The sequence below is a fragment of the Nocardia sp. NPDC056952 genome, from assembly GCF_042674185.1.
Classification (GTDB): Bacteria; Actinomycetota; Actinomycetes; order Mycobacteriales; family Mycobacteriaceae; genus Nocardia.
In genome coordinates, this window is sequence record NZ_JBHURA010000001.1 from 731,877 (window position 1) to 753,761 (window position 21,885).

The window sequence follows — 21,885 nt, forward strand, 5'->3', positions numbered from 1 at the left end:
AACTCCGCAGCTGCCGGTGTCGACTTTCCGGCAGCCACGTGACCGGTATTGCGAACCGGCCCTCGATCATTCGATCCTGGGCCGGTTCGCGTTGAAATCCGTGCCCGTCTGTGGATTACTCCTGGGATGAATGCGATCTCGACAACCGACCAGCCGGCGACGCGCGCGCTGCCCGGCTGGTCGGTGCCGATGGTGTTCATCATCGCGGCGACCTCGCAATATGTGGGTGCGGCACTCGGCGTCTTCCTGTTCGACACCACTGAGCCGTCCACTGTCGCCTGGTTGCGGGCCGCGGCGGCGGGGGTCGCGTTGCTGGCCTGGCGGCGGCCGTGGCGAACCCGCTGGACACGGCGGGGCATCGCGACGGCCGCCGGCTTCGGCATCGTCACCGTATCGATGAACATCGTGTTCTACGAGGCCATCGCGCGTATCCCGCTCGGCACCGCCGTCGCCATCGAATTCCTCGGTCCGGTCGCCGTCGCGACGCTCGGGTCGCGGCGGGCGCGCGACCTGATCGCCGTGGCGCTGGTGGCGGTCGGTGTGGTGTTGCTGGCCGGCGTGCAGTTCGACGTCGAGCCGGTCGGAGTGGGGTTCGCTCTCGCCTCGGCGGTCCTGTGGGCGGCGTACATCCTGGTCGGCAAGCGCGTCGCCGACACCGGTGACGGCCAGGATTCCCTCGCTGTCGGTATGGCGGCCGCGGCGGTGCTGCTGGCGCCGTTCGTGCTGATTCCGCAGCTGACGATCGATGCCGCGGTATTCGCCGACCCGAGGACCTGGCTGCTCGGTCTCGGCGTCGGCGTGCTGTCGAGTGCCGTGCCCTACGCGCTGGATCAGGTGGTGCTGACCGCGGTGGGACGCGCCCGATTCGCCTTGCTGCTCGCGTTGCTCCCGGCGACCGCGACCGTCGTCGGCGCGATCGCCCTCGCGCAACGCCCCACCCTGCTGGAACTCGCGGGCATCGCACTGGTCATGCTGGCATTGACGATCAGCGCCCTGCCCACCCGCCAGGCCGCGCCGGAACCGCCCGCACCGCTGTGACCGTCCGTCCCGATCATGCTCGAAACGCCGGCTCCGGGATGTGCTCCGCCAGGTGGAGTGAAGCTACGGATCCTGCCCGACACTTCATCGGAAAACACGCCGGGCGAGCTCTCGACGCGGAACTCGCACGGGGCATGTGTCAGTTTCCCTGCGCCAGGTAGTTGTAGATTTCGTGGACTTCGATGGTGGGCTGGTTGGGCATGCCTACTTCCATGCCGATGGGGCCGAGGGTGGACTCGGCGAAGCTCTGGAACTGCTCGGGGGTTTCCCACACGTCGGTGACGTGGAATCCGGTGTCGGTCTTCCTGACGAGGTGGAACAGGAGGCCGGGGCCGCCGGAGCCGCCGTGCACGAAGCCCATCTTCTCGAGGGCCTGGTCGTACTGTTCGAGGGTCGAGCCGGTGAATTCGAGTTCGACGGCAACCGCCATGACGGTCATCTCCTTGCGCGGTCGAGCGGGGTTGGAGTGACTTCGGGCCCGGCCCGACGAGCGGGGGGTCGCGATCGAACACCGTGACCCGGCGCTCCGATCGGATCACGATCGCTCTGGGCGACGGTGCGAACCCGTCGTCGCGATGTGGTGCGCGTCATAGTCTAGTCCGGGGGTCATCGAGCGACAAGCGATCTCCTCAGCCCGCCCGAGGGTCCTCGACGGTCGACCAGACCATGCCGATGCCGGAGTCGGCGGGCGCTGTGCGCGCGCGTGGTGCAGTGCTGACCAGCTCGTATCCGAGCCGCCGAGGAACAGCCGCGCTGCGGACGTTGGCCGCGTCGCAATGGACTTCGACGCGACCGATGTGGGGGAGGGCGAGCGCGACGGTGGTCAGGGCATGAGCGGCGCGCGTGATGATTCCCCGTCCGGTGTGGGCGATATGGCACCAGTAACCGATCTCCAGTGCGGCCGGGTCGATCCTGTCGTGGAGTCCGATGCCACCCGCCACCTCGCCTCTCGCGGTGAAGATCCCGTAGAGGTAGCCGCCGTCGGGCGTCGGCCAGTGTGCGGCCGAGATCTGCAGGGAACGACGTTGCCCGGCGAGCGTCGGCGGCTGCCCGGCCCATGACATCCACGGGTGCAAGTGTGCGTGCGAGGCGCTCAGCGCGGTGAACTGGCGGGTCAGATCACTGGGGCGCCACCGGCGCAGCAGCAGATCGCCCAGATCGATCCGCTGCGGGGGAGTCGACCCGGGCTGAGCGCTGGTGCTGATGGTCATGGTCGATGATTGCGGACGCAGGGGCTCGCGGGCAACGCATTTCCGGCGCTCGACGACGTGCGGTCAGTGGATCCTGGCGAGGATATCGATCGCGATATCCGTTGCGGCGGTGTGCATCTGGTCGTCGGTCAGGTCGAGATCGCCCATCATCGACAGGCTCCAGCTGATCGCGAGCAGCGCTTGCCGTGCGTGATAGACGTCCAGCGCGGCGGCGTCGGGCGCGGTCATGAGGTCGGCGAGCACGCGGAACTGGTAGCGCAGACCCGCGCCGAAACCGAGGTCGCGGAACGCGGGCTGGTTCTCGTGCCAGAACCGCACCATGTCACGGCCGAGACTGTGCAGCAGCGCGCTGTAGCGGCGCAGGATCTGCTCGGCGCGTTCGGAACCCGGCGGTGCCTGTTCGGCCCAGGTGACGATGTCGTCGATGCCACGGCGCAGATCGTCGGACAGGCTGACGACGATGTCTTCCTTGGTCCGGAAGTGGTAGTACAGCGCGGCTTTGGTCACACCGAGCCGCTCGGCGATCTCGCGCAGCGAGGTCTTCTCGTACCCGCGCTCGGAGAACAGTTCCATCGCCACCGTGCGAATGCGTTCCCTGGTGTCACTACGACGTCCGTCCACGAGGCTTTCCTTTGCTTGACGACCGGCTAGGGGGAGCCTACCGTCGGATCATGACCGAGATCACTAGCCGGTCGGCAAGTTAGTTTGAAGGAGGGGCAGATGACACACGTGAACGCACCTACCGCAGGGGTGGCGCTGACAGCGATCGGCGTCGCGCTGATCCGTGAGCGGGAGTCGCGCAGGCCGGATCGGCTCTACGCCGACCCGCTCGCTACGGAGTTCGTCGACGCGGCGCGGCGTGACTTCACCCGCACCGGGGAAGGCGCCGCGAAATGGGAGCGAGTCGAGGCCGTGGCCGAACAGTTCTTCGCGGGAAGATCCGTCGGGGTCCGTCTGGTCGACGACCGGGTGACCGAGGCCGTCGCCGCCGGATGCAGGCAGATCGTTCTGCTCGGCGCCGGTCTGGACACCCGCGCGTTCCGGATGGGTCTGCCCGCCGACGTCACCGTCTACGAACTGGACCTGCCCGAGCTGTTCGCCTTCAAGGAGCCGGTACTGCGCGCAGCGCGAGCCACGCCGACCACGCAACGACACGTCCTGTCGATCGACCTGCGCACCGACTGGGCTGTTCCGCTGCGCGAGCGGGGATTTCGGCCCGAGCTGCCGACTCACTGGATCGACGAGGGCGCGCTCCCGTACCTCCCACCCGAGGATCATCTCCGCACGGTGGCGACGCTGACGACGCTGTCCGCGCCCGGCAGCCGATTCGGTCTCAGCCGGTTCGCGGTCGATCCCGAGGCTCCGCCCTACGCAGAATTGCGTCGACTCGTCGGCGGTGACGACGCCGGTATGCCGCCGCTGGACGCCGGGCGCCCGGGGGAGCAGTGGCTCCTCGGGCACGGCTGGCACACCCGGTTCCGCGCTTGGGACGACATGATCGTTCCCCTCGGCAGAGACGTGGCGGTGAACGACCCGAAGGTCGGCGTCGTGCTCGCCGAGCGGGTGTGACGGAAGGCAACCATGTCGCGTCGGGGCGGCGGTGGTTGTGGAGGTCGCTCCGGCGACGTGAACACCATCACCGACCGCCCGCCTCGGGGCGGTCACCGCGAGCCCGCGTGAGGGTGAAACATACGCGCTCGCTGCACTTTCGGCGTGCCTGTGAGCACGGACACGGCAGCGGTCGCCCACCGGCGCTCCGTGGTCGCGCTCACAGGTGGGCCTACCTGGTCAAAGGCACCTCGCGGCGCTGATAGGCTGACGGGCGAGTTAGGCATCCTTTAACGGACCGTCCGGTGAGGCGGGGAAGGAGGTCGGCATGGCTGTGCCCGAACGGGCGGCCAAAACCGGCGCGGGCGAAACATCGCAGCGGCACACCCCCGAGTGGGTGGCGGCCGGACGCGAGCTGTTGTCGCCATCGGACGTCACCAGGACCGTAGCGCGTATCGCGCATCAGATCATCGAGAAGACCGCCTTGGATTCCGGCGACGCCGACGCACCGCGGGTGGTTCTCATGGGAATCCCGACGCGCGGCACCACCCTGGCCAACCGGCTGGCGGACAAGATCGAGGAATTCTCCGGTGTGCGTCCCGCCCTCGGCTCCCTCGACATCACGCTGTACCGCGACGACCTGCGCAGTCGCCCGCACCGCCCGCTCGAACGCACCTCGGTGCCCGACGGCGGTATCGAGAACTCCCTGGTGGTTCTCGTCGACGACGTGCTGTTCTCCGGCAGGACGGTCCGCTCCGCCCTCGACGGCCTGCGCGACCTCGGCCGCCCCCGCGCCGTGCAGCTGGCCGTGCTCATCGACCGCGGCCACCGCGAACTGCCGATCCGCGCCGACTACGTGGGCAAGAACGTGCCGACCTCGCGCGCCGAGGACATCTCGGTGCTGATGGTCGAGCACGACGGTCGCGACGGTGTGTATCTGCATCAGGAAGGTCAAGAGCAGTGAGGGAGCGTAGCGACCGAACCATGAACACAGCCATCCAATGGTTCACGCCGGAGCCGAGCGTCAGCGAGGTGGGGGCGTGAAGCATTTGCTGACGGTTGCCGACCTGGATCGCGGCACCGCCACCGAACTCCTCGACGAGGCCGAGCGCTTCGAACAGGCCCTGCTCGGCCGCGAGGTGAAGAAGCTGCCGACCCTGCGCGGGCGCACCGTGATGACGGTGTTCTACGAGAACTCCACCCGGACCCGCGTGTCCTTCGAGGTCGCGGGCAAGTGGATGAGCGCCGATGTGATCAACGTGAGTGCGTCGAGTTCCTCTGTGTCCAAGGGTGAATCGCTGCGCGACACCGCCCTCACCCTGCACGCGGCGGGCGCCGACGCGCTGATCGTGCGCCACCCGGCCTCGGGTGCCGCGCACCAGATCGCGCGCTGGATGGAGCAGTGGGCGCGCGAGGAGAACCGCGTCGCCCCGTCGATCATCAACGCGGGCGACGGCACCCACCAGCACCCCACCCAGGCCCTGCTCGACGCCCTCACCCTGCGCCAGCGCCTCGGCGACGTCGAGGGCAAGCGGATCGTGCTGGTCGGCGACATCCTGCACAGCCGGGTCGCCCGCTCGAACGTCTCCCTGCTCAACACCCTCGGTGCCGAAGTGGTCCTGGTGGCGCCGCGCACGCTGCTGCCGGTCGGCGTGGAGGCCTGGCCCTGCCGGGTCTCGTCCTCGCTGGACGCGGAACTGCCCGGCGCCGACGCGGTGATGATGCTGCGGGTGCAGGCGGAGCGGATGAACGGCGGGTTCTTCCCGTCGGCCCGCGAATATTCGATCAATTACGGACTGTCCGAGCGCAGGCTCGCCCTGCTCGGCGACGACGCGGTGGTCCTGCACCCCGGCCCGATGCTGCGCGGTATGGAAATCGCCTTCGCGGTCGCGGATTCGCCGAAGTCCGCTGTGCTGCAGCAGGTCTCGAACGGAGTGCACATGCGGATGGCCGTGTTGTTCCGGCTGCTCGTCGGTCAGGAGGAAACGGTATGAGTGAGCTGCTGATCAAGAACGTCAAGCCCTACGGTGAAGGCGACCCCGTCGACGTCCTGGTGCGCGACACCCGCATCGCCGATATCGGCACCGGTCTGACGGCGTCCGACGATGCCGAGGTGATCGAGGGCAACGGCCAGATCCTGCTGCCCGGCTTCGTCGACCTGCACACGCACCTGCGGGAACCCGGCCGCGAAGACACCGAGACCATCGAAACCGGTTCCGCCGCCGCCGCACTGGGCGGTTACACCGCGGTGTTCGCGATGGCCAACACCAGCCCGGTCGCCGACTCGGTCGTCATCACCGACCACGTGTGGCGCCGCGGCCAGGAAGTCGGCCTCGTCGACGTGTTTCCGGTCGGTGCCGTCACGGTCGGCCTCCAGGGCAAACAGCTCGCCGAGATGGGCACCATGGCCGCCGGTATCGGCCAGGTCAGGATGTTCTCCGACGACGGCCACTGCGTCGACGACCCGCTGATCATGCGTCGCGCCCTCGAATACGCGAACTCGCTGGGAGTGCTCATCGCCCAGCATGCCGAGGAACCGCGCCTGACCAAGAACGCCATCGCGCACGAAGGCCCCAACGCCGCGCGCCTCGGACTGCACGGCTGGCCGCGCGCCGCCGAGGAGTCGATCGTCGCGCGTGACGCACTGCTGGCCCGCGACGCGAACGCCCGCGTGCACATCTGCCACGCCTCCACCGCGGGCACCGTCGAACTGGTGAAATGGGCCAAGTCCCAGGGCATCTCGATCACCGCCGAGGTCACCCCGCACCACCTGCTGCTCGATGATTCGCGCCTGGAGACCTACGACGCGGTCAACAAGGTGAACCCGCCGCTGCGCGAATCCACCGACGTGGCAGCCCTGCGCCAGGCCCTGGCCGACGGCATCATCGACTGTGTCGCCACCGATCACGCTCCGCACGCCGAACAGGACAAGTGCTGCGAATTCGCGGCCGCCCGCCCCGGCATGCTCGGCCTCGAGACGGCGCTGTCGATCATCGTGCAGACGATGGTCGAGCCCGGCCTGCTGGACTGGCGCGGCGTCGCGAAGGTGATGAGCGAGAAGCCGGCCGCGATCGTCGGCCTCGACGACCACGGCCGCCCGATCGCGGTCGGCGAGCCGGCCAACCTCACGCTGATCGACCCCGACGCCGAGTGGACGGTGCGCGGCGCCGAGCTGGCGAGTATCTCGAACAACACACCGTTCGAGGACATGACGTTCCCGGCCGAGGTCACAGCCACTGTGCTGCGCGGCCGGGTAACTGCCCGCGAGGGCAAGGCGGTCGGGATCTAGGGAGGCCAGGACGTGGAGAGAACGCTGTGGGTAGTCGGGCTGCTGGCATTTTTCATTGTGTGCCTGTGGCTGATGTACCGGGCTTGGCAGAAGAAGGCCACGCGACAGCAGGCACGGATCGGCGAACTGCCGACGGTGCCGGCCGAACTGGGCGCACAACTACTGGAACCGACCACCGGCATGTACCTGGGCAGCACCATCGCGCCCAGCTGGCAGGACCGGATCGCGGTCGGTGACCTGGGATTCCGGGCGACCGCCGAACTGACGCGGTTCGAACGCGGAATTCTGCTCGAACGCGACGGCGCCACGGTGATCTGGATTCCGCAGGAATCGGTGACAGCCGTGCGTACCGAACGCGGCCACGCGGGCAAAGTGATGACGGAAAATGGTGTGCTGGTAATTCGCTGGACACTGCCGACCGGAACCGAGATAGATACCGGATTCCGGGGCGACGACAAGACGGTGTACCCGGCCTGGACAGCCGGGGCCGCGGATTCGACCAGGGTGACGACGGGAGACGATGAATGAGCACAGTAAAGGCAGCCTTGGTGCTCGAGGACGGCCGCGTATTCCGCGGTACCGCCTTCGGCGCCGAGGGACAGACACTCGGTGAGGCCGTGTTCTGCACGGCGATGACCGGGTACCAGGAAACTCTGACCGATCCCAGCTACGCCCGCCAGATCGTGGTGGCCACGGCCCCGCAGATCGGCAACACCGGCTGGAACGACGAGGACGACGAGTCCGCCAAGATCTGGGTCGCCGGCTACGCCGTGCGCGACCCCTCGCGGGTCTCCTCCAACTGGCGCGCCACCGGCACGCTGACCGACGAGCTCGACCGCCAGGACGTCGTCGGCATCGCCGGCATCGACACCCGCGCGGTGGTCCGCCACCTGCGCAGCCGCGGTTCGATGAAGGCGGGCATCTTCTCCGGCGCCGCGCTGGCCGCCGACGAGGAACTCCTCGCGCGGGTCAACGGCCAGGCCTCGATGCTGGGCGCCGACCTCGCCGAAGAGGTCAGCACCGACGCGATGTACACGATCGAACCGGTGGGCGACCACAGGTTCACCGTCGTCGCGGTCGACCTCGGCATCAAGACCAACACCCCGCGTATGTTCGCCGAGCGCGGCGTGCGCACCCACGTGGTGCCGTCGAACACCTCCCTCGACGACATCCTCGCGCTGAACCCCAACGGCGTGTTCCTGTCGAACGGCCCCGGCGACCCGGCCACCCAGGTCGGCGCGATCGCGCTCACCCAGGGTGTCCTGGAACGTGGAATCCCGCTGTTCGGCATCTGCTTCGGCAACCAGATCCTGGGCCGGGCGCTGGGCCGCAGCACCTACAAGATGAAGTTCGGCCACCGCGGCATCAACATCCCGGTGATCGAAGAGGGCACGGGCCGCGTGTCCATCACCGCCCAGAACCACGGCTTCGCCCTCGAAGGCGAGCGCGGCGAGGTGTTCGACACCCCGTTCGGCAAGGCCGAGGTCTCCCACATCTGCGCCAACGACGGCACCGTCGAAGGGGTCCGGCTGATCGACGGCCGCGCCTTCTCGGTGCAGTACCACCCCGAGGCCGCCGCAGGCCCGCACGACGCCGCATATCTGTTCGACCGTTTCGCCGGTCTCATGGAAGGAGCCTGATGCCTCGCCGCGAGGATCTGAAGCACATCCTGGTGATCGGCTCTGGCCCGATCGTGATCGGCCAGGCGTGCGAATTCGACTACTCCGGTACCCAGGCGTGCCGGGTGCTGCGGTCCGAGGGACTGCGCGTTTCGCTGGTGAACTCCAACCCGGCGACCATCATGACCGACCCGGAGTTCGCCGACGCCACCTACGTCGAGCCGATCACCCCGGAGTTCGTCGAGAAGGTCATCGAGAAGGAACGCCCCGACGCCATCCTGGCCACCCTCGGTGGGCAGACCGCGCTCAACACTGCCGTCGCGCTGCACGAGAACGGTGTGCTGCAGAAGTACAACGTCGAGCTGATCGGCGCCGACTTCGACGCCATCCAGCGCGGTGAGGACCGGCAGAAGTTCAAGGACATCGTCGCCAAGGTCGGCGGCGAGAGTGCCCGCAGCGCTGTCTGTTACACCATGGACGAGGTGCGCGAGACCGTCGCCGACCTCGGCTACCCCGTGGTCGTGCGTCCCTCGTTCACCATGGGTGGCCTCGGCTCGGGCATGGCCTACAACGAGGAAGACCTCGACCGCATCGCCGGTGGCGGCCTGTCCGCCTCGCCGACCGCGAACGTCCTGATCGAGGAATCCATCCTCGGCTGGAAGGAGTTCGAGCTCGAGCTCATGCGCGACCGCAACGACAATGTGGTCATCGTCTGCTCGATCGAGAACGTCGACCCGATGGGTGTGCACACCGGTGACTCGGTCACCGTCGCCCCCGCGATGACCCTCACCGACCGCGAGTACCAGAAGATGCGCGATCTCGGCATCGCGATCCTGCGCGAGGTCGGCGTCGACACCGGCGGCTGCAACATCCAGTTCGCGGTGGACCCGGCCGACGGTCGCCTGATCGTCATCGAGATGAACCCGCGCGTCTCGCGCTCCTCGGCGCTGGCGTCGAAGGCCACCGGCTTCCCGATCGCCAAGATCGCCGCCAAGCTGGCCATCGGCTACACCCTCGACGAGATCGTCAACGACATCACCGGCGAGACCCCGGCATCGTTCGAGCCGACCCTCGACTACGTCGTGGTGAAGGCGCCGCGGTTCGCGTTCGAGAAGTTCCCCGGCGCCGACGCCACGCTGACCACCACCATGAAGTCGGTGGGCGAGGCGATGTCGATGGGCCGCAACTTCTCCGAGGCCCTCGGCAAGGTACTGCGCTCGCTCGAGACCAAGGCCGCCAGCTTCTGGACCACCGACGACGGCCAGTGGGCCCCGGCCGATCCCAGCGATCCGGCCTCGGTGCGCGAGGCGATCGAAGCCATCCTCGCCGACCTGCGCGTGCCCACCGAAGGTCGCATCTACCAGGTCGAACGCGCACTGCGCTACGGCGCGAGCGTCGAAGAGGTCGCGCTGGCCTCCGGTGTCGATCCGTGGTTCGTCGCCGAGGTGCTCGGCCTGGTCGAGCTGCGTCTGGAAGTTCTCGACGCGCCCGTCCTCGACGAGGATCTGCTGCGTCGCGCCAAGCACTACGGCCTGTCGGACCGTCAGCTGGCGGCACTGCGCCCCGAGCTGGCGGGCGAGGCGGGCGTGCGCTCGCTGCGTCACCGCCTCCAGGTGCGCCCGGTCTACAAGACCGTCGACACCTGCGCCGCGGAGTTCGAGGCCAAGACCCCGTATCACTACAGCACCTACGAGCTGGATCCTGGTGCGGAGTCCGAGGTCGCGCCGCAGCGTGAGCGCGAGAAGGTCATCATCCTGGGTTCGGGCCCGAACCGTATCGGTCAGGGCATCGAGTTCGACTACTCGTGTGTGCACGCGGCACAGACCCTGTCGGCCGCCGGGTACGAGACCGTGATGGTCAACTGCAACCCCGAGACCGTCTCCACCGACTACGACACCGCCGATCGCCTCTACTTCGAGCCGCTCACCTTCGAGGACGTCCTCGAGGTGTACAACGCCGAAGCCGAGTCGGGCACCGTCGCCGGTGTGATCGTGCAGCTCGGCGGCCAGACCCCGCTGGGTCTGGCGCAGCGGCTCACCGACGCCGGCGTGCCGGTGGTCGGTACCTCCGCGGTCGCGATCGACCTGGCCGAGGACCGTGGCGAATTCGGTGACGTGCTCGTCGCCGCCGGACTGCCCGCGCCCAAGTACGGCACCGCCACCACGGTGGCCCAGGCCAAGAAGATCGCAGGCGAGATCGGCTACCCGGTGCTGGTCCGCCCGTCCTACGTGCTGGGCGGGCGTGGCATGGAGATCGTCTACGACGAGCAGTCTCTCGAGGGCTACATCTCCCGCGCCACCGAGCTCAACCCGGATCACCCGGTGCTGGTCGACCGCTTCCTCGAAGACGCCATCGAGATCGACGTCGACGCGCTGTGCGACGGCGACGAGGTCTACCTCGGCGGCGTGATGGAACACATCGAGGAAGCCGGTATCCACTCCGGTGACTCCGCCTGCGCGCTGCCCCCGATCACGTTGGGCCGCAGCGACATCGAGGCCGTGCGCCGCTCCACCATCGCGCTGGCCAAGGGCATCGGCGTCAAGGGCCTGCTCAACGTGCAGTACGCCCTCAAGGACGACGTGCTCTACGTCCTGGAAGCCAATCCCCGGGCGAGCCGGACGGTTCCGTTCGTCTCCAAGGCCACCGCGGTTCCGCTGGCCAAGGCCTGCGCGCGCGTGATGCTCGGCGCCACCATCGCCGACCTGCGCAAGGAAGGCATGCTGCCGCCCGAGGGCGACGGCGGCCACGTGCCGCTGGACGCGCCGGTCGCGGTGAAGGAAGCAGTGCTGCCCTTCCACCGGTTCCGTCGCGCCGACGGCTCCGGCATCGACTCGCTGCTCTCGCCGGAGATGAAGTCCACCGGTGAGGTCATGGGCATCGACGCCGACTTCGGCACCGCCTTCGCCAAGAGCCAGGCCGCCGCCTACGGCTCGCTGCCGACCGAGGGCACCGTGTTCGTCTCGATCGCCAACCGCGACAAGCGCGCCATGGTGTTCCCGATCAAGCGCCTGCACGACCTGGGCTTCCGCATCCTCGCCACCGAGGGAACCGCGGAAACCCTGCGCCGCAACGGCATTCCGTGCGAACAGGCACGCAAGCACTCGGATCCGGAATCCACCGATCCGGCCACCGGCATGCCGGAGGCCTCGATCGTGGAGCAGATCCGCGACGGCGAGATCGACATCGTGTTCAACACCCCCTACGGCAACTCGGGCCCCCGCGTGGACGGCTACGAGATCCGCACCGCCGCCGTGGGCGCGAACATCCCGTGCATCACCACCGTGCAGGGCGCTGCCGCGGCGGTGCAGGGCATCGAGGCCGGCATCAACGGCGGTATCGGGGTGCGCTCGCTGCAGGAACTGCACTCGAAACTGCGTGGCTGACATGAGCTTCGGTCACCGGTTGCAGCACGCCATGCGGCAGTTCGGACCAGTGTGCGTCGGCATCGACCCCCACCCCGCGCTGCTGCGGGCGTGGGGGCTCACCGAAGACGTCGACGGGCTCGAGGCATTCGCCGAGATCTGCGTCGAGGCCTTCGACGGGCGGGTCGCCCTGGTGAAGCCGCAGGTCGCGTTCTTCGAGACCTACGGGTCCGGCGGCATCGCGGTGCTCGAGCGCACCATCTCGGTGCTACGGGCCTCGGGCACCTTGGTGCTGGCCGATGCCAAGCGTGGCGACATCGGCTCCACCATGGATGCCTACGCCCATGCCTGGCTCGGCGACGGACCGCTGGGTTCGGACGCTGTGACGGTGTCGCCGTACCTCGGCTTCGGCTCCCTCGACCCGGCGCTGAGCCTGGCGAAGGACAATCACCGCGGGGTATTCGTGCTCGCGGCGACCTCGAATCCCGAAGGGGCGCAACTGCAGCGGATCACCGCCGCGGACGGGCGCACCATCGCGCAGACGATGGTCGACGAGGCCGCGGCCCGCAATGCCGGGTCCGGTTTCGGTTCCGTCGGCGTGGTCGTCGGTGCGACGCTCACCGAGGCGCCCGATCTGTCGGGCCTCAACGGCCCGATCCTGATGCCCGGTGTCGGCGCGCAGGGCGGGGGAGCGGACTCCATCCGCGCCCTGGTCACCGAGGCGAATTTCGCCGCCGCCGTGCCCGCGGTGTCGCGCGAGGTTCTCAACGCGGGTCCGTCGGTGACGGCGCTGTGCGACAAGACGGCTCAGTTGCAGGAGGAGTTCGCCTTCCTGCAGCGCTGATGAACGCCATGGCGGGCCGGGGTAGCGACACGCTGCCCCGGCCTCGTCGTCCTCGCGCCCCACTGTGAGGCGAGAACTCCGTCAGGCGAGGCAGTAGGTGGCGGTGACCGTGGCGAACAGCGACAGTGCGTCCGACGACGCCGCCGAGCCGAGAACCATCGTCAGCGACCGGCCGCCGGTCGAACGGAACGCGTACGAGACGTAGCCGAGCAGTTCACCGCCGTGTCCCCACAGGTCGGCGCCACACGGAGGTTCGAAACGCTGCAGGCCGAGGCCGTAGTGGAAACCCATGCCCATCGGGACCGTCTCCCGCATCCGGTCCAACGACGCGGGGCTCAGCAGGCGCCCACCGAGTAGCGCGGCGAAGAACGCGTCGAGATCGGCTGTGGTGGAGATCATTTCGCCTGCGGCCCAGTCCAGTGAGGGGTTCATCTCGGTCACATCCACGCGTCCGGCACCGTCGATGTCGCGGTGCGCGGTGAGGGCGGGCGCGGGGACGCGGGGGTCGTCGCCGGGCACGGTGGTGGCGGTCAACCGCAGCGGCGTGAGGACACGCTCGCGGATCTCGTCGCCGTAGCGGTGGCCGGTCACGTGCTCGATCAGCAGGCCGAGCGCGATGTAGTTGGTGTTCGAGTACCGGAAGCGGGCACCCGGTGCGAAATAGGGGTCGTGGCGCATCGCGGTGGCGAGCAGATCGCGCGGTGCGTGCGCGCGGAAGCGGTCGTCACCGCGCCACCGGTTCGTCGACATGCCCGGTTCCTTCATGTAGTCGTAGAGCCCGCTGGTGTGATTCATCAACTGCCGCACTGTGATCCGGTCACCGCCCGGAATCGGCTCCGGCAGCTGCGCGGCGATCGGGCCGTCGAGCTCGACTCTGCCCTCGTCGACCAGTTGCAGCACCACGGTGGCGACGAAGGTCTTGGTGATGCTGCCGATCCGGAACCTGCTGTGCGGTCCCGGCGTACCCGTCTGCCCGGCGGCGCTGCCTTCGTGGTGCCATTCGCGCTGCCGCTCGCCGTCGGAAACCCGCACCACCACGTCGGTGTCGTTCCAGCGCGCCGTGGCCTCGACCGCATCCCCGACGACCCGCCACCGTGCCGTCACGAGGACGAGAGCGGCCACCACCGTGGCCGTCACAACGGTGCCCACAACGACCACTGTGGCCCGAAAGAGTTTCTGTCGCATAGCTTTCGACGCTAAGTAGCTACTCGGACCGTATCGATGGTGCAGGCCCCGCGACGGGGGTGCGGAAAACCCCACCCTGCGACTGCGGTCGTACCGCGTCGACCGGGTGGTTGACGCTACTGATCACAGCGCCCGGGCTCCCTAGCGTCGAAAGCATGGATACGACAGGGAATTCGACCGAACTGACCGGCATCGCGGGCTGGGCCGTCCAGCTGATGGAACAGCTCGGAGGCTTCGGCGCCGGCCTCGCGATCGCACTCGAGAACCTCTTCCCTCCGCTGCCCAGCGAGGTGATCCTGCCACTGGCGGGCTTCACTGCCGGTCGCGGCCGATTCAGCCTGGCCGAGGTCCTGCTGTGGACCACTCTCGGCTCGGTGGCCGGCGCGCTCGCCCTCTACGGACTCGGCGCCGCGCTCGGGCGAGACCGCCTGCGCCGCATCGTCGACCGGCTACCCCTGGTCCGGCTGTCCGACCTGGACCGCACCGAGGACTGGTTCGCCCGCCACGGCGACAAAGCCGTCTTCTTCGGCCGGATGATCCCCATCTTCCGCAGCCTGATCTCGATTCCCGCCGGTGTCGAACGCATGCCCCTCGGCCGGTTCACGCTGCTGACCACGGCGGGCAGCCTGGTGTGGAACGCGATCTTCGTGTTCGCGGGCTACCTCCTCGGCGAGAACTGGCACGTCGTCGAGACCTATGCGGGCATCCTGCAGAAGGCGGTGATCGCCGCCGTCCTCGTGGCCGCGACCGTGTTCGTCGTGCGGCGCGTGCGTCAGCGGCAGGCGCACGCGAGAATTGGGCGATGAGCACCTCCCCGGCGCGGTCGAAACGCGTCGCCGCACCGGTCGCGGGATATCTGCTCGGCGTGCTCACTGTGCCGCTCGACCTGCTCGGTGTCCTCGCCGCGCCGATCGCGGCGGGCCTCACCGAGCGGATCGCCCGGGGCGAGCACCGGCGCCTCACCCGGTTGCTCGGCGTGCGGTCGAACGGCGTGCCGAGTGGACCGCGCGGCGCGGGGTACCTGGCTGTTCGCGCGCTGGTCGGCGTGCTCGGCGCGCTGGTGCTGGCCCTGTCGGGGTTGGGTGTGGTCGTCGTGGTGGCCCTGGTCTACGGCGCCTCCACCGGCGCCGCGGTGCCGATCATCGACGCGACCGAACCCGGGCAGGTCACTTGGGCGACGGTCACCGTGCTGGCGCTTCCCGGAGCGGTGCTCTGTTTCCTGGCCGTGCAGGGCTTGCTCGGAGTGGTGCGCGCCGAAGCCTGGTGTCTGCGGCGCAGTACGCGCCCAGGACAGGACGAACTGGCGCAGCGGGTCGCCCAGCTCACCACCACCCGCGCCGAGATGGTCGAGGTGATCGACGACGAACGCCGCCGGATCGAACGCGATCTGCACGACGGTGTGCAGCAGCGGGTGGTCGCGTTGTCGATCCTGCTCGGCCGGATGGACCGCGCGTCCGACGAGGACGGGCGCGCCGACCTGCGCCGGCGCGCGATCGCCGAGACCGGGCACATCCTCGACGAACTGCGCGAGGTCTCCTGGCGGATCTACCCGGCGATGCTCGCCCGCGACGGCCTGCGCGCCGCCCTCGAAGCTCTCGCCGACCGCACCCCGATTCCGACTCGACTGACCGTCGACCTCAGCGAACGCGCACCGCGCCCGGTCGAGTCGGCCTGCTACTTCACTGCCAGCGAGGCGATCACCAACGCCATCAAGCATTCCGGCGCCACGGCCGTCGAGGTCGGCGTTCACCGTGTGGGATCGATCGTGCGCCTGCGGGTACACGACGACGGGCAGGGCGGCGCCGACCCCACCGGACACGGCCTGACCGGCATCGCCACCCGCGTCACCGCACTGGACGGCACCATGACGGTGGCCAGCCCGCCGGGCGGCCCGACGATCATCACCGTGGAGGTTCCGTGCGGATAACCCTGGCCGAGGACTCCGCGCTACTGCGCGAGAGCCTGGCCCAGCTGCTCACCGCGGAGGGGCACGAGATCGTGGACTCCGTCGGCACCGGGACCGAACTGCTCGCCGCCGTGCGAGTGCGCCCGCCCGACCTGGTCATCGCCGACGTGCGGATGCCCCCCGACCACGTCGACGAGGGGATCAGAGCGGCCCTGGAAATCCGTCGCGACCAGCCGGGGGTCGCCGTCCTGGTGCTGTCGCAGTACGTCGAGCGCAGGCACGCGGCGGAGTTCCTCACCGGCACCGGCGGCATCGGCTACCTGCTCAAGGACCGGGTCGCCGCGATCGGCTCGTTTCTCGACGCCGTCGATCGGGTGGGTGCGGGCGGCACAGCCTTCGACCCGGAGGTGGTTCGTCAGCTCCTGCTGCACAATCGTGCCGACTCGCCACTGCACCGGCTCACCGAGCGCGAACGCGAGGTGCTCGAACTCATGGCGCAGGGTCTGAGCAACGCGGCGATCTGCGGACAGCTCTACGTCACCCGCAGCGCCGTCGAGAAACACATCAACGCGATCTTCACCAAGCTGGATCTGCCGGTCGGTGAGGCGCACAACCGGCGGGTACTCGCCATCCTGCAACACCTGCGGGCGGGTGCGGCGCAGGGCTGACCGCTCAGGCCGTGGCCCGCGCGTTCCTGGCCCGCCACCAGCCGAAGACGCCGACGCCGAGCGGCAGCAGCACCGTGATGAACCCCGACAGCGGCATGAACGCGAGACCGAACACCGTCGCGACGCCGAGCACGAGCAGCACTGTGCCGGGCACGTACCCCAGTGCGCGCTCCAGCGCGATCATCGCGAGGCCGAAACCGACGCTGACCACGCCGAACTCGGTGAACCAGAAGGTGAGCTCGACGTCCTGATCGCCGGCGGCGAACACAGCGACGCCGAGCGCGGTGTGCACCGTGCCGATGAATGTCAGGAGGGTTCCGGCGAGGGGAAATCTTGTTCTTGAATCCATATTCATAAACTGTGCCACTAGGCTGATCCGGTGGCAAGACCCCGCCTTTTCACCGATGAGCAGGTGCTCGACGCGGCGCGCGACCTGCTCGCCGACCCCGCCATCACCCGGCCCACCGTCACGGCGATCACCAGGGCCGCCGGCGTGCACGCCGGGTCGATCTATGTGCGTTTCGCCTCACGTGACGAACTGCTCGCCCGCCTGTGGCTGCGGTCGATCCGCCGATTCCACGAGGGCTTCATCACGGCACTGACCGGCCCCGCGCCGCTGCTGGCCGCGGCCACGTTTCTGCCGCGCTATTGTCGCGCGCACCCGACCGAGGCGCGGGCGATGAAGATGTTCCATCGCGACGAACTGCTCGAGGTCGGTGCCGAGGATCTGCGGGCCGCGATCGCCGGTGTCAACGACGAGATGAACGCCGCGCTGCTGACTGCCGTGGTGACCGAATTCGGGGTCGCCGACGACCGCTCGCTGGCCATCGCGGGCGCCGCGGTGAAGGCGATTCCGTACGGTCTGGTCCGTGATTACATCGCCCGTGCCGCCCCGATTCCGGACTGGATCGACGACGTCGTAGCGACCGCATCGGGCGCGGTTCTCGACCAGTTTCGGGCCCGATCGTGACGACACGCTGTGCGAAATCGGGCGACACGCGGGCTTTTTCAGGAAACCCGCTGGTCGCGCGCCACCGGGTTTGCCGGGGCGGCACCCGGCACTCACGCTACCTGGTGGCTATCATCGCCCATATCGGTATAACCGCAGGTGAGGGTATATTTTAGGAATTCGACTGTACGATCGGGACAGCGGAATCAGCCGTCACCGCATCGGGTCCGCGCGCGCCATACGGCATGCGTAATCCTGCCCTGACCTGGGGGTCGGGTTCGCAATCGGCGCGCACCGTGGGTACGGTCGCACAGACCGTCCGGGTAACCGGCGGTAGATCTGGCAATGAACGATGAGACGGAGGAACCCGTGGCCCTTCCCCAGCTGACTGATGAGCAGCGCGCCGCTGCTCTGGAGAAGGCGGCTGCCGCTCGCCGCGCTCGGGCAGAGCTCAAGGAGCGCCTGAAGCGCGGTGGAACGAACCTGAAGCAGGTCCTCACCGATGCCGAGTCCGATGAGATTCTCGGCAAGATGAAGGTTTCTGCGCTGCTCGAGGCTCTGCCGAAGGTGGGCAAGGTCAAGGCGGCGGAGATCATGACCGAGCTGGAGATCGCGCCTACGCGTCGTCTCCGTGGTCTCGGTGCCCGGCAGCGCGCAGCGCTGCTCACCCGCTTCGACTTCGACGCCTAAAGTCTGGTGGACAAAAACACGCGGAAGGGCCGGCTGGTAGTACTGGTCGGCCCCTCGGCCGTGGGTAAATCCACGGTCGTTCGGTGCGTGCGGGAACGCCTGCCCGAACTGGTTTTCAGTGTGTCGGCCACCACCAGGGACCCCCGTCCCGGCGAGGTCGACGGTCTCGATTACCGCTTCGTTTCCCGAGTCGAGTTCGACGCCATGATCGCGGCGGACGAACTGCTCGAATGGGCAGACATCCATGGGGGGTTGCAGCGATCGGGCACCCCCGCCGCCCCGGTGCGAGAAGCGCTGGCGAGCGGACTTTCAGTACTGATCGAAGTCGACCTGGCCGGTGCACGGTCGGTCCGGCAGGCGATGCCGGAAGCACTGCTGGTGTTTCTCGCGCCGCCCAGCTGGGAAGAACTGGTCTCGCGGTTGCGTTCGCGCGGCACCGAGACGCCCGAGGTGATCGAGCGCAGGCTCGAGACGGCTCGGGTCGAATTGGCGGCCTGTGACGAGTTCGACACGGTCATCGTGAACAGCGAGGTAACGACCGCTTGTGAGCAGTTGGTATCGTTGTTCGTTAGCACAAATTCGAGTTCTTGACCCACTAACCCGCAGGAGCCACCCCTAGTGAGCACGGACATCACCGCAGTACCCGCGTACGACACTCCGATCGGCCTCACCAACCCCCCGATCGACGAGCTGCTCGAGCGCACGTCCTCCAAGTACGCCCTGGTGATCTACGCGGCCAAGCGCGCCCGTCAGATCAACGATTACTACAACCAGCTCGGTGACGGCATCCTCGAGTACGTCGGCCCGCTCGTCGAGCCGGGTCTGCAGGAGAAGCCGCTGTCGGTCGCCATGCGCGAAATCCACTCCGACCTGCTCGAACACACCGAGGGCGAGTGACAATCTCTAGTCCGGAGGCGTAAAGACCATGCGGATCGTCGTCGGGGTCGGCGGGGGCATCGCCGCCTACAAGGCGTGTGCCCTCGTTCGCCGTTTCACCGAGACCGGACACCAGGTGCGGGTGATTCCCACCGAGTCGGCTCTCCAGTTCATCGGTAAGGCGACCTTCGAGGCGCTGTCCGGTCAGCCGGTGCACACCACGGTGTTCGCCGACGTGCCCGAGGTGCCGCATGTCCGGATCGGCCAGGAGGCCGATCTCGTCGTCATCGCCCCCGCCACCGCGGATCTGATGGCGCGCGCCGCACAGGGGCGCGCCGACGATCTGCTCACCGCCACCTTGCTGACGGCTCGATGTCCGGTGCTGTTCGCGCCCGCGATGCACACCGAGATGTGGGAGCATCCGGCGACGGTGGCCAATGTCGCGACGCTGCGCGCGCACGGCGCCAACGTGATGGAACCCGCGTCGGGCCGGCTCACCGGCACCGATACGGGTCCGGGACGGCTGCCCGAGCCGGAGGAGATCTTCGGTCTGGCCTCGCTGCTGCTCGAACGTGCCGACGCGCTGCCGCGCGACCTGACCGGTCGCCGCGTGGTGATCACCGCCGGCGGCACGAGGGAACCCCTCGACCCGGTGCGCTTCCTCGGCAACCGCAGCTCCGGCAAGCAGGGCTACGCCCTGGCCCGGGTCGCCGCCCAGCGCGGCGCCCAGGTGACGCTGATCGCGGGCAACACGATCGAGCTCGCGCCGCCCGCCGCGGTCGAACTCGTCCACATCACCACCGCCGACCAGCTCAAGACCGCGGTCGACAAGCACGCGCTCGGCGCGGACGCGGTGATCATGGCGGCCGCGGTCGCCGATTTCCGTCCGACCCACGTGGCCGCAGCGAAGATCAAGAAGGGCGCCGACGAACCCGACGTGATCCCGCTGACCAAGAACGAGGACATCCTCGCCGGCTTGGTCGACGCCCGCACCGAGGGACGGCTCGCCGGTACCGCGATCGTCGGCTTCGCCGCCGAGACCGGTGACGACAACGGCGACGTGCTCACCCACGCCCGCGCGAAACTGGCCCGCAAGGGCTGCGATCTGCTCGTGGTCAACGCGGTCGGGGAGGGCAAGGCGTTCGAGGTCGACACCAACGACGGCTGGTTGCTCGGTGCCGACGGCACCGAGGCTGCTCTCGATCACGGTTCGAAGGCGCTGCTGGCCAGCCGGGTGCTCGACGCGCTGGTACCGCTGCTGCGCTGACCGGGAGTTCGCGTCGATGTCGCGCGAAAACGGTTGCGCGGCAACGAGGGTCGTGCAGTCTACCGCGCGTGCAGGTGTTCGCGGTGTGGCTTGGTACTTACTCGCCACCATGTCGGTGGTTTGGAATAGTCTTGATGAGAAGGGTTGCGCGGTAGCACCGAGAAGTTACCGTCACAAGCCGAACGAGTAACCCGTTGAGGGAGAGGGAATAACTGTGCGTACGACAGGTAGTCGGCTATTCACCAGTGAGTCCGTGACCGAGGGGCATCCGGACAAGATCTGTGACGCGATCAGCGATTCCATCCTCGACGCCTTGCTCGCGGAGGACCCGAGCAGCCGGGTCGCGGTGGAAACCATGGTCACCACCGGGCAGGTCCATGTCGCGGGCGAGGTCACCACCTCCGCCTACGCCGACATCCCGCGGATCGTGCGCGAGAAGGTCCTCGAGATCGGATACGACTCCTCCGCAAAGGGATTCGACGGCAACTCCTGCGGTGTCAACATCGCGATCGGTGCCCAGTCGCCCGATATCGCCCAGGGTGTCGACACCTCGCACGAGGCGCGCGTCGGCGGTTCCGACGATGCGATCGAGCGCCAGGGCGCCGGCGACCAGGGCCTGATGTTCGGCTACGCGACGACCGACACGCCCGAGCTGATGCCGCTGCCGATCGCGCTCGCGCACCGGCTCTCGCGCAAGCTCACCGAGGTCCGCAAGTCGGGTGTGCTGCCCTACCTGCGTCCCGACGGCAAGACCCAGGTCACCATCGAATACGACGGCGACCGTCCGGTTCGCCTCGACACGGTGGTCATCTCCACCCAGCACGCCGCCGATATCGACCTGGACAACCTCCTGGCACCCGATATCCGCGAGAAGGTCGTCGACGCCGTCATCGGCGACCTGAACCTGCCCAGCCTCGACACCTCCGACATCCGCCTGCTGGTGAACCCCACCGGCAAGTTCGTCCTCGGTGGCCCGATGGGTGACGCGGGCCTGACCGGCCGCAAGATCATCGTCGACACCTACGGCGGCATGGCCCGCCACGGTGGCGGCGCGTTCTCCGGCAAGGATCCGTCGAAGGTCGACCGCTCGGCCGCCTACGCCATGCGCTGGGTCGCCAAGAACGTCGTGGCCGCCGGTCTGGCCGACCGTGTCGAGGTGCAGGTCGCGTACGCGATCGGCAAGTCGGCCCCGGTCGGTCTGTTCGTCGAGACCTTCGGCACCGAGAAGGTCGACCCGACCCGCATCTCCACCGCCATCTCCGAGGTCTTCGACCTGCGTCCGGGCGCGATCATCCGCGATCTCGACCTGCTGCGCCCGATCTACGCGCCGACCGCCGCCTACGGGCACTTCGGCCGCACCGATGTCGACCTGCCCTGGGAGCACACGGACCGCGCCGACAAGCTGCGCGCGGCCGTCGGCCTGTAATACCCAC

Annotated in this window: 23 protein-coding genes; 18 read left to right on the top strand and 5 right to left on the bottom strand. The window is 68.4% G+C overall.

Features of this window, described 5'->3' with window-relative positions; all coding sequences use genetic code 11:
- The first annotated feature begins 126 nt into the window (after positions 1-126).
- Complete coding sequence (locus ACFTS5_RS03190; RefSeq protein ID WP_378627007.1) at positions 127-1,038, top strand: DMT family transporter; 912 nt, start codon at positions 127-129, stop codon at positions 1,036-1,038.
- A 139-nt stretch (positions 1,039-1,177) separates the two neighbouring features.
- Here ACFTS5_RS03190 and ACFTS5_RS03195 read toward each other — a convergent pair whose 3' ends face one another.
- From ACFTS5_RS03195 to ACFTS5_RS03205, 3 genes are all read right to left on the bottom strand, one after another.
- A complete protein-coding gene (locus ACFTS5_RS03195) occupies positions 1,178-1,468 on the bottom strand; it encodes a hypothetical protein (RefSeq protein WP_378627009.1) in 291 nt (96 codons plus the stop codon).
- Between the two features lie 199 nt (positions 1,469-1,667).
- A complete protein-coding gene (locus ACFTS5_RS03200) occupies positions 1,668-2,249 on the bottom strand; it encodes a GNAT family N-acetyltransferase (RefSeq protein ID WP_378627011.1) in 582 nt (193 codons plus the stop codon).
- Positions 2,250-2,312: 63 nt separating this feature from the next.
- A complete protein-coding gene (locus ACFTS5_RS03205) occupies positions 2,313-2,870 on the bottom strand; it encodes a TetR/AcrR family transcriptional regulator (protein ID WP_378627013.1) in 558 nt (185 codons plus the stop codon).
- 99 nt (positions 2,871-2,969) lie between these two features.
- Between ACFTS5_RS03205 and ACFTS5_RS03210 the strand changes: the two genes are divergently transcribed.
- The 8 genes from ACFTS5_RS03210 to pyrF all read left to right on the top strand — a co-directional run bounded on the left by ACFTS5_RS03210 (position 2,970) and on the right by pyrF (position 12,911).
- The gene (locus tag ACFTS5_RS03210; protein ID WP_378627015.1) at positions 2,970-3,818 is read left to right on the top strand and encodes an SAM-dependent methyltransferase; all 849 of its coding nucleotides are present in this window, start codon (positions 2,970-2,972) and stop codon (positions 3,816-3,818) included.
- A 307-nt stretch (positions 3,819-4,125) separates the two neighbouring features.
- Positions 4,126-4,761, top strand: coding sequence for a bifunctional pyr operon transcriptional regulator/uracil phosphoribosyltransferase PyrR (gene pyrR, locus ACFTS5_RS03215; protein ID WP_378627016.1), 636 nt, complete (start codon positions 4,126-4,128; stop codon positions 4,759-4,761).
- Between the two features lie 76 nt (positions 4,762-4,837).
- A complete protein-coding gene (locus tag ACFTS5_RS03220; protein ID WP_378627017.1) occupies positions 4,838-5,791 on the top strand; it encodes an aspartate carbamoyltransferase catalytic subunit in 954 nt (317 codons plus the stop codon).
- Entirely contained in the window at positions 5,788-7,086 is a 1,299-nt protein-coding gene (locus ACFTS5_RS03225) for a dihydroorotase (protein ID WP_378627019.1), read from the top strand. Before ACFTS5_RS03220 ends, ACFTS5_RS03225 begins: the two co-directional genes overlap by 4 nt.
- Positions 7,087-7,098: 12 nt before the next feature.
- Positions 7,099-7,614 (top strand): transporter, encoded by a 516-nt coding sequence (locus tag ACFTS5_RS03230; protein WP_358111552.1) that lies wholly within the window; start codon positions 7,099-7,101, stop codon positions 7,612-7,614.
- Positions 7,611-8,726, top strand: a complete 1,116-nt coding sequence (gene carA / locus ACFTS5_RS03235) for a glutamine-hydrolyzing carbamoyl-phosphate synthase small subunit (RefSeq protein WP_378627021.1) — start codon at positions 7,611-7,613, stop codon at positions 8,724-8,726. Before ACFTS5_RS03230 ends, carA begins: the two co-directional genes overlap by 4 nt.
- Positions 8,726-12,088 carry a carbamoyl-phosphate synthase large subunit gene (carB, locus tag ACFTS5_RS03240; RefSeq protein ID WP_378627022.1) on the top strand — a complete coding sequence of 1,121 codons (3,363 nt, stop codon included), beginning with the start codon at positions 8,726-8,728 and terminating at the stop codon, positions 12,086-12,088. Before carA ends, carB begins: the two co-directional genes overlap by 1 nt.
- 1 nt (position 12,089) lies before the next feature.
- Positions 12,090-12,911, top strand: coding sequence for an orotidine-5'-phosphate decarboxylase (gene pyrF, locus ACFTS5_RS03245; RefSeq protein WP_378628310.1), 822 nt, complete (start codon positions 12,090-12,092; stop codon positions 12,909-12,911).
- 81 nt (positions 12,912-12,992) lie between these two features.
- Here pyrF and ACFTS5_RS03250 read toward each other — a convergent pair whose 3' ends face one another.
- On the bottom strand, positions 12,993-14,060 hold the full coding sequence (locus tag ACFTS5_RS03250) for a serine hydrolase domain-containing protein (RefSeq protein WP_378627023.1): 1,068 nt from the start codon (positions 14,058-14,060) through the stop codon (positions 12,993-12,995).
- A 191-nt stretch (positions 14,061-14,251) separates the two neighbouring features.
- On the opposite strand from ACFTS5_RS03250, the gene ACFTS5_RS03255 reads away from it, so the two are divergent.
- Genes ACFTS5_RS03255 through ACFTS5_RS03265 form a run of 3 tightly spaced genes read left to right on the top strand, consistent with a single transcriptional unit; the run spans position 14,252 to position 16,670 of the window.
- Complete coding sequence (locus ACFTS5_RS03255; protein ID WP_378627024.1) at positions 14,252-14,902, top strand: DedA family protein; 651 nt, start codon at positions 14,252-14,254, stop codon at positions 14,900-14,902.
- Positions 14,899-16,023, top strand: a complete 1,125-nt coding sequence (locus ACFTS5_RS03260) for a sensor histidine kinase (RefSeq protein ID WP_378627025.1) — start codon at positions 14,899-14,901, stop codon at positions 16,021-16,023. Before ACFTS5_RS03255 ends, ACFTS5_RS03260 begins: the two co-directional genes overlap by 4 nt.
- Positions 16,014-16,670 carry a response regulator gene (locus ACFTS5_RS03265; protein WP_378627026.1) on the top strand — a complete coding sequence of 219 codons (657 nt, stop codon included), beginning with the start codon at positions 16,014-16,016 and terminating at the stop codon, positions 16,668-16,670. Before ACFTS5_RS03260 ends, ACFTS5_RS03265 begins: the two co-directional genes overlap by 10 nt.
- 4 nt (positions 16,671-16,674) lie before the next feature.
- On the opposite strand, the gene ACFTS5_RS03270 is transcribed toward ACFTS5_RS03265, so the two are convergent.
- Positions 16,675-17,019, bottom strand: a complete 345-nt coding sequence (locus tag ACFTS5_RS03270; RefSeq protein ID WP_378627027.1) for a DUF6463 family protein — start codon at positions 17,017-17,019, stop codon at positions 16,675-16,677.
- A 30-nt stretch (positions 17,020-17,049) separates the two neighbouring features.
- Here ACFTS5_RS03270 and ACFTS5_RS03275 point away from each other — a divergent pair, with 30 nt between their 5' ends.
- The 6 genes from ACFTS5_RS03275 (at position 17,050) to metK (ending at position 21,878) form a co-directional block, all read left to right on the top strand.
- Positions 17,050-17,640, top strand: coding sequence for a TetR/AcrR family transcriptional regulator (locus ACFTS5_RS03275; protein ID WP_378627029.1), 591 nt, complete (start codon positions 17,050-17,052; stop codon positions 17,638-17,640).
- Between the two features lie 348 nt (positions 17,641-17,988).
- On the top strand, positions 17,989-18,309 hold the full coding sequence (gene mihF, locus ACFTS5_RS03280; protein ID WP_056815410.1) for an integration host factor, actinobacterial type: 321 nt from the start codon (positions 17,989-17,991) through the stop codon (positions 18,307-18,309).
- Between the two features lie 6 nt (positions 18,310-18,315).
- Positions 18,316-18,900, top strand: coding sequence for a guanylate kinase (gene gmk, locus ACFTS5_RS03285; protein ID WP_056810544.1), 585 nt, complete (start codon positions 18,316-18,318; stop codon positions 18,898-18,900).
- A gap of 27 nt (positions 18,901-18,927) precedes the next feature.
- Positions 18,928-19,206 (top strand): DNA-directed RNA polymerase subunit omega, encoded by a 279-nt coding sequence (rpoZ, locus tag ACFTS5_RS03290; RefSeq protein ID WP_056810542.1) that lies wholly within the window; start codon positions 18,928-18,930, stop codon positions 19,204-19,206.
- Positions 19,207-19,234: 28 nt separating this feature from the next.
- The gene (gene coaBC / locus ACFTS5_RS03295) at positions 19,235-20,452 is read left to right on the top strand and encodes a bifunctional phosphopantothenoylcysteine decarboxylase/phosphopantothenate--cysteine ligase CoaBC (protein WP_378627030.1); all 1,218 of its coding nucleotides are present in this window, start codon (positions 19,235-19,237) and stop codon (positions 20,450-20,452) included.
- Between the two features lie 214 nt (positions 20,453-20,666).
- A complete protein-coding gene (gene metK / locus ACFTS5_RS03300) occupies positions 20,667-21,878 on the top strand; it encodes a methionine adenosyltransferase (protein WP_101467096.1) in 1,212 nt (403 codons plus the stop codon).
- Positions 21,879-21,885: the final 7 nt, after the last annotated feature.

Coding starts and splice junctions, on each gene's coding strand:
- ACFTS5_RS03225 (WP_378627019.1), top strand. CDS start 5,788: ATGAGTGAGCTGCTGATCAAGAACGTCAAGCCCTACGGTGAAGGCGAC.
- ACFTS5_RS03190 (WP_378627007.1), top strand. CDS start 127: ATGAATGCGATCTCGACAACCGACCAGCCGGCGACGCGCGCGCTGCCC.
- carB (WP_378627022.1), top strand. CDS start 8,726: ATGCCTCGCCGCGAGGATCTGAAGCACATCCTGGTGATCGGCTCTGGC.
- pyrR (WP_378627016.1), top strand. CDS start 4,126: ATGGCTGTGCCCGAACGGGCGGCCAAAACCGGCGCGGGCGAAACATCG.
- ACFTS5_RS03210 (WP_378627015.1), top strand. CDS start 2,970: ATGACACACGTGAACGCACCTACCGCAGGGGTGGCGCTGACAGCGATC.
- ACFTS5_RS03255 (WP_378627024.1), top strand. CDS start 14,252: ATGGATACGACAGGGAATTCGACCGAACTGACCGGCATCGCGGGCTGG.
- carA (WP_378627021.1), top strand. CDS start 7,611: ATGAGCACAGTAAAGGCAGCCTTGGTGCTCGAGGACGGCCGCGTATTC.
- coaBC (WP_378627030.1), top strand. CDS start 19,235: ATGCGGATCGTCGTCGGGGTCGGCGGGGGCATCGCCGCCTACAAGGCG.
- ACFTS5_RS03200 (WP_378627011.1), bottom strand. CDS start 2,249: ATGACCATCAGCACCAGCGCTCAGCCCGGGTCGACTCCCCCGCAGCGG.
- pyrF (WP_378628310.1), top strand. CDS start 12,090: ATGAGCTTCGGTCACCGGTTGCAGCACGCCATGCGGCAGTTCGGACCA.
- ACFTS5_RS03195 (WP_378627009.1), bottom strand. CDS start 1,468: ATGGCGGTTGCCGTCGAACTCGAATTCACCGGCTCGACCCTCGAACAG.
- ACFTS5_RS03270 (WP_378627027.1), bottom strand. CDS start 17,019: ATGGATTCAAGAACAAGATTTCCCCTCGCCGGAACCCTCCTGACATTC.
- ACFTS5_RS03260 (WP_378627025.1), top strand. CDS start 14,899: ATGAGCACCTCCCCGGCGCGGTCGAAACGCGTCGCCGCACCGGTCGCG.